The 13,133-nt window shown below is 62.0% G+C and carries 14 protein-coding genes; 7 read left to right on the top strand and 7 right to left on the bottom strand.

Annotated features, from left to right (window positions below):
* Positions 1 to 972 carry a phosphotriesterase family protein gene (locus tag QM609_RS02670; protein ID WP_003943005.1) on the bottom strand — a complete coding sequence of 324 codons (972 nt, stop codon included), beginning with the start codon at positions 970 to 972 and terminating at the stop codon, positions 1 to 3.
* Between the two features lie 157 nt (positions 973 to 1,129).
* On the opposite strand from QM609_RS02670, the gene QM609_RS02665 reads away from it, so the two are divergent.
* The 3 genes from QM609_RS02665 (at position 1,130) to QM609_RS02655 (ending at position 3,319) form a co-directional block, all read left to right on the top strand.
* Positions 1,130 to 1,690 (top strand): TetR/AcrR family transcriptional regulator, encoded by a 561-nt coding sequence (locus QM609_RS02665; RefSeq protein WP_003943195.1) that lies wholly within the window; start codon positions 1,130 to 1,132, stop codon positions 1,688 to 1,690.
* A gap of 102 nt (positions 1,691 to 1,792) precedes the next feature.
* A complete protein-coding gene (locus QM609_RS02660; RefSeq protein ID WP_003943086.1) occupies positions 1,793 to 2,497 on the top strand; it encodes a FadR/GntR family transcriptional regulator in 705 nt (234 codons plus the stop codon).
* 15 nt (positions 2,498 to 2,512) lie between these two features.
* Positions 2,513 to 3,319 (top strand): ABC transporter ATP-binding protein, encoded by an 807-nt coding sequence (locus QM609_RS02655; protein ID WP_003943111.1) that lies wholly within the window; start codon positions 2,513 to 2,515, stop codon positions 3,317 to 3,319.
* A gap of 12 nt (positions 3,320 to 3,331) precedes the next feature.
* Here QM609_RS02655 and soxR read toward each other — a convergent pair whose 3' ends face one another.
* Positions 3,332 to 3,772 (bottom strand): redox-sensitive transcriptional activator SoxR, encoded by a 441-nt coding sequence (gene soxR, locus QM609_RS02650; protein WP_003943238.1) that lies wholly within the window; start codon positions 3,770 to 3,772, stop codon positions 3,332 to 3,334.
* Between the two features lie 63 nt (positions 3,773 to 3,835).
* Between soxR and QM609_RS02645 the strand changes: the two genes are divergently transcribed.
* The gene (locus QM609_RS02645) at positions 3,836 to 5,266 is read left to right on the top strand and encodes an MFS transporter (RefSeq protein ID WP_050656772.1); all 1,431 of its coding nucleotides are present in this window, start codon (positions 3,836 to 3,838) and stop codon (positions 5,264 to 5,266) included.
* Positions 5,267 to 5,298: 32 nt separating this feature from the next.
* Positions 5,299 to 5,511 carry a helix-hairpin-helix domain-containing protein gene (locus QM609_RS02640; RefSeq protein WP_007730800.1) on the top strand — a complete coding sequence of 71 codons (213 nt, stop codon included), beginning with the start codon at positions 5,299 to 5,301 and terminating at the stop codon, positions 5,509 to 5,511.
* 9 nt (positions 5,512 to 5,520) lie between these two features.
* Here the strand turns inward: QM609_RS02640 and QM609_RS02635 are convergent, their stop codons facing one another.
* From QM609_RS02635 to QM609_RS02625, 3 genes are all read right to left on the bottom strand, one after another.
* Positions 5,521 to 6,615, bottom strand: coding sequence for a GGDEF domain-containing protein (locus QM609_RS02635; RefSeq protein ID WP_030536047.1), 1,095 nt, complete (start codon positions 6,613 to 6,615; stop codon positions 5,521 to 5,523).
* A 147-nt stretch (positions 6,616 to 6,762) separates the two neighbouring features.
* Positions 6,763 to 7,902 (bottom strand): EstA family serine hydrolase, encoded by a 1,140-nt coding sequence (locus QM609_RS02630; RefSeq protein ID WP_042446349.1) that lies wholly within the window; start codon positions 7,900 to 7,902, stop codon positions 6,763 to 6,765.
* A gap of 104 nt (positions 7,903 to 8,006) precedes the next feature.
* Positions 8,007 to 8,876: an oxygenase MpaB family protein gene (locus QM609_RS02625; protein ID WP_042446353.1), complete on the bottom strand. Its 870-nt coding sequence runs from the start codon at positions 8,874 to 8,876 to the stop codon at positions 8,007 to 8,009.
* Positions 8,877 to 8,992: 116 nt separating this feature from the next.
* Between QM609_RS02625 and QM609_RS02620 the strand changes: the two genes are divergently transcribed.
* Positions 8,993 to 9,613, top strand: a complete 621-nt coding sequence (locus QM609_RS02620) for a TetR/AcrR family transcriptional regulator (protein WP_050656789.1) — start codon at positions 8,993 to 8,995, stop codon at positions 9,611 to 9,613.
* Positions 9,614 to 9,623: 10 nt separating this feature from the next.
* Here the strand turns inward: QM609_RS02620 and QM609_RS02615 are convergent, their stop codons facing one another.
* The gene (locus tag QM609_RS02615; protein WP_050656773.1) at positions 9,624 to 10,316 is read right to left on the bottom strand and encodes a GntR family transcriptional regulator; all 693 of its coding nucleotides are present in this window, start codon (positions 10,314 to 10,316) and stop codon (positions 9,624 to 9,626) included.
* A 9-nt stretch (positions 10,317 to 10,325) separates the two neighbouring features.
* On the bottom strand, positions 10,326 to 11,468 hold the full coding sequence (locus QM609_RS02610) for an acyl-CoA dehydrogenase family protein (RefSeq protein ID WP_007730792.1): 1,143 nt from the start codon (positions 11,466 to 11,468) through the stop codon (positions 10,326 to 10,328).
* A gap of 127 nt (positions 11,469 to 11,595) precedes the next feature.
* Between QM609_RS02610 and QM609_RS02605 the strand changes: the two genes are divergently transcribed.
* The gene (locus QM609_RS02605) at positions 11,596 to 13,122 is read left to right on the top strand and encodes an aldehyde dehydrogenase family protein (protein ID WP_050656790.1); all 1,527 of its coding nucleotides are present in this window, start codon (positions 11,596 to 11,598) and stop codon (positions 13,120 to 13,122) included.
* Positions 13,123 to 13,133 lie beyond the last annotated feature (11 nt).

The raw sequence follows: 13,133 nt of genomic DNA, 5'->3' as shown, positions 1-13,133 counted from the left end.
TCAGCTCTCGAAGTACCGACGTGGGTTGTCCACCAGCATCGCCTTGACCTGGTCTTCGGTGACACCACGTTCGAGCAGCGCCGGAATGACATCATCACTGATGTGGGTGTAGTTCCAGTTCGGAAGTGCCACTTCTCTTGCAGCACTGGGGAAGTAGTCGATGAAACACGACGCGTCATGCGCCAGAACCATCTTCTCCGCGTAACCGCGACGGGCCATCTCCACCACGGTGTTGACACGATCCTCGAACGACAGGAACGGTTCGAGACCGAAACGGTCCATCCCCAGTAGCGAACCGGCATCGGCCAGCGCACACAGGTAGTCGAGATCGGTGGTGTCGCCGGAGTGACCGATGACCACCTTGGTCAGATCCGCACCCTCTTCGGCCAGAACCTTCTGCGCGACCAGCCCGGATTCAGTGTGCGGATTGGTGTGCACGGTGATCGGCACTCCCGTTTCCACCTGCGACTGTCCGACCGCGCGCATGACCCGCTCGACGCCGGGGGTAAGGCCCGGCTCCTCGATGGCGCACTTCAGGAAGGAGGCTCGGACACCGGTTCCGGCGATTCCTTCCCTGATGTCCTTGACGAACAGTTCGACCATCGGCTCGGGGCCGTCGAACAGCAATCCCGGTCCGGTGTAATGGAATTGGAAGGGAATGTCGTTGTAGGTGTAGATGCCGGTAGCAACGATGATGTTGAGATCGACCTGCTCGTTGATCCGGACGATTCGCGGAATGTACCGGCCGAGGCCGATCACTGTGGGATCGACGATCGTGCTGATTCCGCGGGACTTCACCTCGGTCAGCTTTGCTACTGCGTCCGCTACCCGCACTTCCTCGTCCCAGGGTTCGGGGTAGTCGGGGTAGTTCTGGCGCAACTCCTCACCCAGAACGAAGACATGCTCGTGCATCAACACCTTTCCCAGATCGGCTGTATCCACCGGCCCACGAACGGTTTGTACTGAACTCATCGATCGAACCCCTGACTGTGATCGCCATCACTAACATGAGACAATGAGCTAGTGTGTCTCACGTGGCCAGGTTCGTCAATAGGCTCGATCCCCCGAGGCTCACCATTTTTCAACGGCCGAAATTGTGCAGTACCGGACAACCGGAGAGAATGTCCCGATGCCTACCGACCTCGAACGCCGACGCGCGATCGACACCGCCGCGAGCATGTACCTCGCGGAGGAACCACTCGACATGTCACTGCTCGCCGAACGTCTCGGCGTAGGCCGCGCGACGCTGTACCGCTGGGTCGGCAACCGCGACGAGCTGCTCGGAACAGTGCTGGCCGAGGCCACCGAACGGACATACCGAAAGGCGATGTCACAGGCGTCGGGGCAAGGTCCGGAGTACATTCTCGACGTCTTCGGCCGCGTTATGCGATCGGTGGAATCGTCGACAGAACTGCGCGCGCTGACCAAACGCGAACCGATGGTGTTCATCAAACTCGCGATGATGCCCGGCTCCATCGAATCGATCTCCGCCTCCATCACCGCCGAAATCTTGCAGTCCCAGGTCGACGCCGGCCAACTGACGATCACGCTCTCGCCGCAAGTGCTGGGCGAAGCCCTCGTTCGCATCTGCGACGTACACCTCTACGCCCCCCTGCTCGGCCGAGAAAAGGCCGAGATCGAGACAGCCCTCGACCTGATCGCACTGCTCCTCGGCGTCACCCGCAACTGACACGCTTCGACCGCGTGAACACTACGGCGACACACCGGCCACCCGAGTCCTCAGACGTCTGATGAGTTGTTACTCTTTCGGTACCCACCCGAGAGGCGAGCCGTGTCCGACGACCACACAGGATTCACACTTCGCAGTGGTCCGCTGGTACCGCAACTCGAACAGTTGCTGCGCGGGCGAATCATGCATGGAACGTGGGCGCCGTCCGAGCGCATACCGAGCGAGGCGGCCCTCGCCGTCGAACTCGGCGTCGGGCGTTCCTCGATTCGCGAGGCAATCCGCCTCCTCGCTCGCGACGGACTACTCGAAGTCCGACACGGCGTCGGAACCTTCGTGGCTGCCGCGTCCGAACTCGAGCACGTCGACGAATTCACCAAACTTCTTCGACGCTCGAGGATCCTCGAGGTCTTCGAAGTCCGTCGCGCACTCGAGATCGAGGCCGCCAGACTGGCCGCGGAGCGGGTACAACCCGAGGACCTCGACGGCCTGCGGCGGCGACTGACCATGCGACACAGTCATTTCGAGGGTGATGTCGAGAAGTTCGTCGACGTCGACCTCGACTTCCACACCGAAGTCGTTCGACTGTCAGGAAACGCAGTTCTGCTCTCGCTTTTCACGTCGGTGCGTCCACTCCTTCGTGAATCCCTCGTCGAGATGATGGCCCACGAGGCCGGCGTCCCCGACACCTCACATGCCCATGATCAGTTGGTCGAGGCCCTTCAAGACGCCGACCCAGAAGCCGCGGTAGCGGCAACTCGAGCAAACATCGACACCGTCCTACGACGACTGCGTGTGCTCGACGCCTAAGAGAGGTTAGTTCTCGTGCAACACCCCACCGGCACAGTTCTGTCGACCGAACACGTGGATCTCGTCCGCGACGGCCGATACTTGTTGAAAGACATCAACATTTCGATCGAACCCGGACAACACTGGGTCCTCCTCGGCGCGAACGGCGCGGGCAAGAGCACGCTTCTGAGCCTGCTCGGAGCAACCGCCCACCCGACTCGCGGTTCCGTTTACGTCCTCGGCCACAAGTTGGGCCGCGTCGACATGAGGGAACTGCGGATGGACATCGGGCACGTGAACCCTCGTCACACGATCGGAATTCCGATCACCGTCCGCAACGTCGTGATCACCGGCCTCACCAACACCACCGAGGTGATGCCGCGCTGGTCACCGACGCCGGAGCAAGAGGCTCACGCCGACGCACTGATCGATCTACTCGGAATGAGTCCGCGTTCGGACGCACTGTGGCCCAACTTGTCCCAAGGCGAACGGGGACGAGCCCTGATCGCCCGCGCACTCATGGTCGAACCGCGCCTGCTTCTGCTCGACGAACCGGCGACCGGGCTCGATCTTGCTGCACGCGAACAACTCTTGACGGCACTGGACGACCTCCGCAATCAGAACCCGTCACTTGCCAGCATCCTCGTGACGCACCACATCGAGGAGATCCCCAGCACCACCACACATGCTCTTCTGATCAAGGACGGCGTCGTGACCGCCAGCGGCCTCGCCGAGGATGTGATCACCACCCAGAACATCAGCGAGTGCTTCTCGCATCCCATCGAGATCGAGCGTCGTGGTGGTCGGTGGAATGCTCAGTCGCGGCCACGCGAAAGAGTGTGACCGACAGTAGTTTCAGAGACGTCTGGCGCCGGGTCCCTCCCGGCCCAGTTCGTCTCCAGGGTTGAGCAGGTTGCATGTTTTCAGTGACAGACACCCGCAGCCGATACAGCCCGTCAGTTCGTCCTGCATCCGGTTGATGGCCTGCTTGCGATCCTCGAGGCGCTGATTCCACTCCGTGGAAATCTTGCGCCAGTCCTTCTTCGTCGGAGTTCGCCCCTGCGGCAACGATCCGAATACTTCGGCAACTTCGGCCAGGGGTATCCCGAATCTGACTGCCAACTGGATCAGCGACACCCGCCGGATCGAATGCCGCGGGAACTTCCTCATATTTCCTGCCGTCCGCTCCGCAGGAACCAGACCGAGTGTTTCGTAGTAGCGCACAGCCGACACGGCGACGCCAGTGCGCTCCGATACCTCGCCGATCGAGAGAAGTTCGTCACTCTTACGGATCATTCTGCCTCCCAATGGCTGCGCGACATTGACCTGAAGCGCACTCGAGATTCTACCTTCGACAACATGCACTCCCCCACCGATGCTCCCACCGGAACCTGGCGGCAGCTCCTGAGCGGTCGATACCTCGGCACCGCTACCGTCCTCGCAGGCGGCGTTGCGCTGTACGCGACCAACGTCTACCTGACGACCAGCCTGCTTCCGACTGCCATCGACGACATCGGCGGTCAGCAGTACTACGCCTGGACCGCGACGGTCTTCCTCATTGCTTCCGTCATCTCTTCGATGTTGGTCACCAACGTCCTCGCTGCCAGGGGACCGCGCGGGGCCTACCTGATCGGCCTCGCGATCTTCGCGCTCGGCACCGTTGTCTGTGCGGTCAGCCCGACGATGGAATTGCTGTTGGTCGGCCGCACGATCCAGGGTTCGGGCGGTGGCCTGCTGGCCGGTCTCGGTTACGCCGTCATCAATGCCGCGCTCCCCAGACATCTGTGGACTCGCGGGGCCGCGCTGGTTTCGGCGATGTGGGGAGTCGGCACCTTCGCCGGCCCTGCAATCGGCGGTGTCTTTGCTCAGTTCGGAGCCTGGCGATGGGCTTTCGGCGTCCTGGTCATCGCGACGATCGCAGTCGCCGCTCTCGTCCCCAGCGCGCTACCGGCACATGAACCGGGCAGCACCACCAGTAGCCCGGTGCCGGTCCTCTCGCTGGCATTGCTGACTGCGGCAGCTTTGCTGGTCAGCGTTGCCGGAATTCTGTCCAACCTCGCCGTGACCGCCGCAATGGTTCTCGCCGCTGTGCTGCTACTGATCGCTTTTGTCGCCGCTGACCGTCGCTCGCGCCACGGCGTACTACCGCCGTCGACGTTCAACGCGTCGTCCCTCAAATGGGTGTACCTGACCATCGTCGTCCTCGCTGTCGCGTCGACCGTCGAGACGTTCATTCCACTCTTCGGGCAACGACTTGCCGGCCTGGCGCCGCTCGCGGCCGGATTCCTCGGGGCCGCACTCGCTCTCGGCTGGACTCTCGGCGAAATCCCGAGCGCCTCGGCAACAGCCCCTCGTATCGTGCGACGAATCGTTGTCAGCGGTCCGATCCTCGTCGCGATCGGGTTGGGCATCATGGCAGCATTTCTCACCGAACACGCCGGCGCCGGTGCGGTGGTCGCGTGGGTGATCGGACTGCTGTTCGCCGGCGTCGGAATCGGCATCGCCTGGCCTCATCTTGCAGTCGGGGCGATGACCTCGGTCACCGATCCCGGAGAAGGTGCGCGTGCCTCCGCTGCCATCAACACCGTTCAGCTGATCGCCAATGCCTTCGGTGCAGCCCTGGCCGGAGTGCTGGTCAACATCGGCGAACCGTCGACGCTTCGTTCTGCGCAATTGCTTCTCTTCACCTTCGCCGCTGTCTCGATCATCGGCATTGCCGTGGCAGCTCGCGCACTTCCGCGAACGCCCGACAAAATCGGCAGCCCCGAAATCGTTCACGACGCTCGCTAAACTGTGAGAAACCCACACGGAGGAGTTGGCCAGTGACAGAACCGGATCCGGGCACAGTGGAAACCGACTTCCCGAAGACGGGAGCTCCCGCACAGCGCGCGCTGATCGCAGCGGGTTACACCCATCTCGCGCAGCTGACGTCCGTGTCCGAGAAGGAACTCGGCGCTTTGCACGGGATGGGACCGAAGGCCTTGAGGATTCTGCGCGAAGCACTCGCCGAACGTGGTCTGAGCTTCGCCGACTGAGCTCTCACATCAGACCAGGCTCGCCCGCACCTGGTTGCCACCTTCGCGCTTCGCTTCGTACATCACCGAGTCCGCGACGCGGAAGAGTTCGGCAAAAGCAGCGTCGACGGACTCACCCGGATTCCGGGGCGCGGTGCGGACCGCCATTCCGATGCTCGCGCTCGTCGGAGGGTCATCGTTCGCTCCGTCCATCGCGGAGCGGATCTGTCCTTCCAGCCTGGAGATCACGCTGACCGGTACCCGTTCGACCACGACGAACTCGTCACCGCCCATACGAGCAGTCAAGGCGGACTGGGTTGTCCACAAACGGATGCGCAGTGCAGTTCGCATGATCGTGCTGTCTCCTACGTCATGGCCGTGAACGTCGTTGATCGTCTTGAAGCGATCGAGGTCGATCACCACTACGAGCAGTGCATCCGCTTCGGTGACCGGAGCGCCCATCAAGTCATTCACCCGACGCGCCAATCCGCGACGGTTGAGCAGTCCGGTCAACGGGTCGATGTCGGAGGTAGTGGCATCCGAACCCAGGACCGCCAGAACAATCTGTGACACAACAGGAATCACGATGATCGTAGCCAGCACAACCGAGATCTTCGCCAGTCCCAAGCCGACGTCCGCTGCTGGCCCGAACAACAAAGTCCACCCCGAAAGCACCGTGACGGTCGAGGCGAAGACCAAGTGACCGACTTGGAGTTTCGGATTGTGGAAGAACGCGATGTAGCCGCCGATCGACGCGAAAACGACGCACGCGATGAGTCGTCCCAGCGGTTCCGAGTCGGTTTCGGCCGCCGCCGCAATCGCGACGTCGGAACCCACGACAAAGGTGTACGACCACAGCGGCGTAGGCGGAAACAGCCACCAGATCAGGGCCGCGCCGAGGCACAGCGCGATGACCGCCAGATTGACCGCTCGCCAGAACGTACCTTGCGGACCGACGTCACTGAATCGCGCCGACAGCAACACCAGCCCCATCCAGAATGCTGTTCCGCCGACCAGCGCCCGGCAGGAAGTCAAGAACCCGCGGTCCTCGAGGTACCTGCTGAAACTGTGGAACTGGTCCGGCAACTGCCACCAGCGCATGACGACGTCGACCAAACCGTTCATCGCCGATCAGCCGATGCAGCTCCGCAACTTTTGGGCGTACTTCGACGAAACGGACTCGCTGATTTCCCCCCGGAGCACACTGGCATATCCGGCAGCATAGTCAGCGGCGACAGACAAAAACCGTTCTGCCGGATTTGAATCGGTCGATCAACTCAAAGCGTCGTAGGCCGCCGATACGTACTGCGCCGATCTCTCGGAACCGAGCAGACCCGGCCCCATCTTGTTCATCACGTACGAGAACGTCATGCGCTTCTCGGTGTCGATGATGATCTGCGAGCCACCCCAACCTCCCCAGAAGCAGATTCGCCCCTCCGGAATGAACGGGACGGACTCGGGCGTCGGCAATCCGAATCCGACGCCGAAGCGGACCGGCACGCCGAGGACGAGGTCGACCCCGTACGACTGCTCCTCGAAGATCTTGTCGATCGTTTCCTCCGACAGCAAGCGAACGTCACCGACCTTGCCACCGCACGCGATCACCGATTGGATCCTTGCGAGTGCCCTCGCATTCGAATGACCGTTGGCCGCACCGATCTCGGCGGCGCGCCACCCGTCGGTCCACGAACCTGTAGCGTCAGCGGGCGGCGCGGTGAATGTCTTCACCATGATGTTGTCCATCCCGAGTGCCGCGATGTCGATCGGCAACGGCGGTGGCGCAATCACATTCGAGACTCGCCCGTATTCCGACTTCGGCAAGCCCAGGCGGAAATCAGCATCGAGTGGGCCGGCGATTTCCTCGTCGATGAAGCGGCCGAGGGTTCGTCCGTCGATGCGCCTGACGACCTCGCCGATCAGGTGGCCGTAGTTGAGGGCGTGGTATCCGGATGCCGTACCCGGTTCCCACCACGGAGCCTGTGTCGCCAACCGGGCGGTGGCATATTCGTCGTCGCAAATGTTCTCGAGGGTGAACGGTTGATCCCACCCCGACACACCCGAGGTGTGCGACAACAGTTGCCGGACCCGAATTCGGTCCTTGCCCGCTGCTGCGAATTCCGGCCAGTACTGCGCGACCGGGGCGTCGAGATCAAGCAACCCGCGGTCGACGAGCATGAGCGCGGCCAGTGCGGTCACGGTCTTGCTGCAGGACCAGACATTGGTAACGGTGTCGCGAGACCAAGGAGCAGTGTGCTCGACGTCGACCCAACCGCCCCACATGTCGACGACGGATTCGCCGTCGATCGTCAGTGCGATCGCTGCCCCGACGTCCTCGCCGGAATCGAGATTGCGCGCCAGCGCCTCCTTCAAGCCAGAGAATCGCTGGTCACATACGCCTTCGATGTTCGCCACTGACAGCCTCCACAGGAATGATGAAACTTGACGTCAACTTCAACTACGTTGAGTATGTGTCCGATTCACCTGTGGTGTCAATCACTTCAAGTGCCAGAGTCGGCTCAGACCAACGGGATTCCCTTGGCGATGCGCCGACGCAGATCCCAGAGATAGAAGTTGTAGGGAAACATCCGCAGAATCTTCGGACTGAACCGATTGACCAGCGCGGCGACGCGCATGGATCGGTCGAAGTTACGCTGCTGACGCACTGACCACGGGAGCCGCATTTCGTCACGAAAGGCTTGGGGCAGGAACCCGGTGGTGACAAATCGGTTGAGCGGACCGACCACGGGATGCAACAACTTCGGAGTGAAGGTCGCCGACGCGATCCCGTAGAGATGCTCACGAATCGTCTCGTCGATCGCCACCTTGTCGAGGTTCTCGTTCCAGTAGACCTCGAACGCGTCCCGGTCCGCCGGCCACATGTCGCGTCGCATCTGAAGGGTTGTACCGAACGTGGCGCTGCGCTGATAGAACGCATCCCGGGTTACCGGATCGAGATCCCCGTACAAGATTTTGTAGACGTCCTCGAAGCCTCGGTACAGGCAGGCGGCTACCCACAACTGCAGTTCGGGATCGAACGCGTTGTATTCGACCGCGCTGTTCTCATCGGAGCGAACGTGCTTGTGAGAGCCGTTGACTGCGCGTCGGTACAGCTTCTTTTCTTCGTCCGTCGCCAGGCTCGCCACCGCGAGATACGTCAGCGTCGTCCGGGTTCGCTTCACCGGATGCCGATCCAACCGACCCGTCTCGACCTTGCTCTCATACACGCCGTACCCCACCGCCGGGCGCGCCAACTGCATGATGACGTTGGCGCCGGCGGCCAACAGTCCGAGCCCGGACATCGCCTTTTCAACCTCGGCGTCGATGTCGACCGCCTGGACGCCGACCGCTCCGATGCCGCCTACCACCGCTTCCTCGCGCCCGTCCATCGAATCCCTACTCACCGTCATGGCAGAACCCCTTCGAGTCGATATCTGCGAACGCATGTTCTCAGATGAGTGAAACGCCGAAATTCCGAGATGTCAAGCAATCTCGGGATGCAAAGATGGTCTTCATGAATGACCAACCGCGTTCGTACGGTGGCGTCGACGGCGCGCTCCGCATAGCCCAACGACGGGAGGCGCTGATCGAGGCCGGTCTGGAACTCATGGGCTCCGCCGAGCCCGAACTGACGGTCCGCGGAGTGTGCAAGAAGGCCGGTGTCGCGGCGCGGTACTTCTACGAGAGCTTCACCGATCGTGATGCTCTGATGTCGGCCGTCTACGACACCGTCATCACGGACATCGCCGTTTCAACCCAGGCTGCAGTGGACGCCGCCGAGACCGAACGCGGCAAGGCGCTCGCTGGAATCGCGAACATCGTCCGCACTATCGCGAACGATCCCCGTCGCGGACGTCTACTGTTCTCCAGCGCCCTGACGAGCCCTGTCCTGGCCGAGAAACGCCAAGCGTCGACGACGATATTCATCGGTCTCCTGGCCGCCAACGCGAAGACCTTCTACCGATTGAACGACAGCGGTCATCTGACCCTGACGGCCACGTTCCTGGTCGGCGGCCTGGCGCAGACCCTCAGTGCATGGCTCGACGGGTACATCGACGTGACGGAAGAAGAACTGGTCGCCGAATGTGCGGCGATCCTGCTCGCACCCGCCATGCCGCCGTCTTGAGCTCCTGCATTCAGTCCCAGATCCCGATGTTGTCGAGGTGAGCGAGAAGTCGAGCAGCGCCGTCGGAGAACTGCAGACTCATCTGCGCGTCCACCTGTTCTCGATCGTGCTTCTCGAACGCCGCGATCAAAGCATCGTGGCTCGATACCGCAAGCTCACCCCAGCCTGGATCCGTCGCGTAGAGACGAGCAGGGGTGTACCGAATCGCGCCGAACAGGAACCATGCCAACTTCGCACCACCCGCAGCGCGATTGATCAGGCGATGGAACTCGAATTCGCACTGCTCGATCGCAGCTGCATCCGAAGCGCCGACCGCCGCTCGCAAATCGGCATTGAGTTCCGTGAGTTCCGCGAGTTGATCAGCGGTGATGCTGTCCATCGCCCGCAACGCCAGCTTGACCGCGATCTGCCCCTGCAACCAGAAGATGTCTTCGATGTCCTGGCGACTGAGGGGCGAGACGAGATAGCCGCGATGCGGAACCAACTCGACCATCCCCTCGCCGCGTAATGCGACGAGGGCTTCTCGCACCGGCGTGACGCTGACCCCGAGGTCGGCCGCGGTTTCGTCCAGCCTGACGAACTCGCCCGGACGGACCGAGCCGGACATGATCAGGTTGCGAACGTGGTTGGCCACGTCCTCCGACAACTGTGGCCGTCTCCTCAGCTCAGATGTCGCTCTCCGAGTGCGTGCAGACGTTGCCACAACCGATCCTCACAGTCCGTACGTTTTGCCGATGATGTCTCGCTGAATCTCGTTGGTACCACCATAAATGGAGGACACAAGAGTCTTTCGCACATGGTGCTCCATGTCGAACTCAGTCGCGTAACCGTACCCACCCATCATCTGCATCCCCTCGAGCGCGACCTTCTTGGCGGTCTCGGTCAGCTTGAGCTTGGCCATCGACGCTTCCCGCGGGAACATCTTGGTCGGGTTGGCGTCGACCATTCGGGCCACGCTGTAGACCAGCAGACGGCCGCATTCGATCTCCGTGGCGAGATCCGCGATCCGGTGGCGAAGCGCCTGAAACGATCCGACCGGACGGCCGAACTGCTTACGCGTGGTGACGAATTCGAGGGTGTCGTCGAAAGCGCGCTGCGCGGTCCCGAGCATCATCGCCGCGAGGATGAGGCGTTCGATGTTGAGTCCGGCCATGAGTTGACGCCAGCCGTTGCCGACTTCGCCAACCACCGCGTCCTCGGGCAGGAATGTGTCGGTGAAGTAGAGATCGTTGACCTCCTTGCCGCCCATGGTGTCGATTCCACTGATCTTCAATCCGGAGATGTCGGCCGGGACATGGAACATCGTCAGGCCCTCATGCTTGCCTTCACCTCGGGATGTGCGAGCCACCAGAAGGATGTTCTCGGCGAAGTGCGCGTTGGAACACCACGTCTTCTGGCCGTTGATCAGCCACCCACCGTCGACCTTCTCGGCGCGGCAACTCAGATTTCCCACGTCGGAGCCCGCTTCGGGTTCGGACATCGAGATCGACTGAGACGCGCCACGGACGATCCCGCCGAGCACTGCCTCCTTCTGGGCCGGACTGCCGAACTTCTCGTATGCAGCCCCGGTGATGACGGTCGGGCCGAGTCCACCGATCGGCGCCATGCCCTTGGCGGCTTCCTCCAGAAAGATGCACAGGTCGACCGTGCTTCCGGCGGATCCGCCGTATTCCTCCGGGACAGTCAGCCCGAGCCATCCCAATTCCGCCATCTTCTCGTAGAACGCCTGGTTGTGGTTATGGGCGCCATGATCGGTCAGCAGGTCTCGCTGCTCACGGGTACCACTTTCCTTCTTGCAGAACGACGCTACCGACTTGGCGAAATCAGACTGCTCCTGCGTGAAATCCATGTACATCGAAAACTCCCGAGTGAGATGAGGCTGGAGGCTTGTCGGAGCTCGGTCCGACGCATACTGTGACTACCAGCACAGTAAATCACATCACATATATGTGATGCACCGACATGTGGAGGATCTGAAGAACATGACAGAACAGCTCGGCCGCCAGAGCACGTCCACGTCGACAGATCCGAGATCGGACGATCACACTTTCGCGAGCCTCGACCCTCGCAATGATTCCGTGGTCGCGCAGCACCCCATTGCAGACCAGCAGGAGATCGAGAAAGCGGTCGCCGCAGCACGCACGGCGTCGAAGTGGTGGGATCAACTCGGATTCCAAGGCCGCCGGAAGGTGCTCGGCAATTTCCGCGCCGCGATCGCCACTCACGCCGAATCGATGGCGGCGATCATTTCCGCCGAGACCGGAAAACCCAGCGACGACGCACTACTCGAAGTCATGCTGGCCGTCGAACATCTCGACTGGGCGGCACGCAACGCACAGAAAGTGTTGCGCCGCAGACGCGTCGGTGCAGGACTGATCAGCGCCAACCAGTCTGCATCCGTTGGCTACCGGCCGATGGGCGTCGTCGGCGTGATCGGCCCCTGGAACTATCCGCTGTACACACCGATGGGGTCGATCGGCTACGCACTGGCCGCCGGCAACGCCGTAGTCTTCAAACCGAGCGAACTCTCACCAGGCGTCGGCGTCGAATTGGCCCGGCTGTGGAACATCGCCGCACCCGGACACCCTGTCCTGCAGACCATTACCGGTGACGGAAAAACCGGTGCACTTCTGTGTTCGTCCGGTGTCGACAAGATCGCATTCACCGGTTCGACCGCTACCGCAAAGCGCGTAATGGCCGCCTGCGCGGACACCCTCACCCCCCTGGTCGCCGAATGCGGCGGCAAGGACGCCATGCTGGTGGACTCCGACGCCAACCTCGATGCGGCCGTGAGCTTCGCGGCATTCGGGGCAGTGGGCAACGGCGGACAAACCTGTGCCGGCGTCGAACGAATCTACGTCGCAGCGCCCGTGTACGACGCCTTCCTGTCCAAGCTCACCGCCGCGCTACGAGACGCCCACGCCGGCGCCACCGACAGCTCGACCTACGGGCCGATGACGCTGGGAAAGCAGACTGGGATAGTCCGGGGCCAGATCGAAGACGCTCTCAGTCGCGGCGCGAAAGCTGTACTCGGCGGACTTGATTCGTTCAACGGTCCGTTCATCGATCCGATCATCCTGACGGATGTTCCGGAGGATTCCACGGCGATCACCGAGGAGACGTTCGGCCCGAGCGTCGTGGTGAACAAGGTCGCCGACATGAACGAGGGGATCGAGCGCGCCAATGCATCGAAGTACGGCTTGGGCGCCTCGGTGTTCACCAAGAGTTCGTCGAAGGGCCGAGCGATTGCCGAAAAGCTCGAATGCGGTGTCGTCACGGTCAATTCGGTTCTCGGATTCGCCGGAATCGCCGCCCTGCCGTTCGGCGGGGTCGGCGATTCCGGATTCGGCCGTATCCACGGAGCCGATGGGCTGCGTGAGTTCAGCAGTGTGAAATCACTGGCCGTTCAGAAGTTCAACGCTCCGCTGGACCTGCTGACCATCGAGCGAAAAGCCAGGGACATGAAGATCTCACGTTGGATGCTGGCGAAACGCCACGCGAAGTCCTGAGAGATCAGGCG

This window comes from Rhodococcus sp. IEGM 1302 (genome assembly GCF_030056935.1).
Taxonomy (GTDB): domain Bacteria; phylum Actinomycetota; class Actinomycetes; order Mycobacteriales; family Mycobacteriaceae; genus Rhodococcus_F; species Rhodococcus_F qingshengii.
This window is presented reverse-complemented; position numbering and strand designations above follow the sequence as displayed.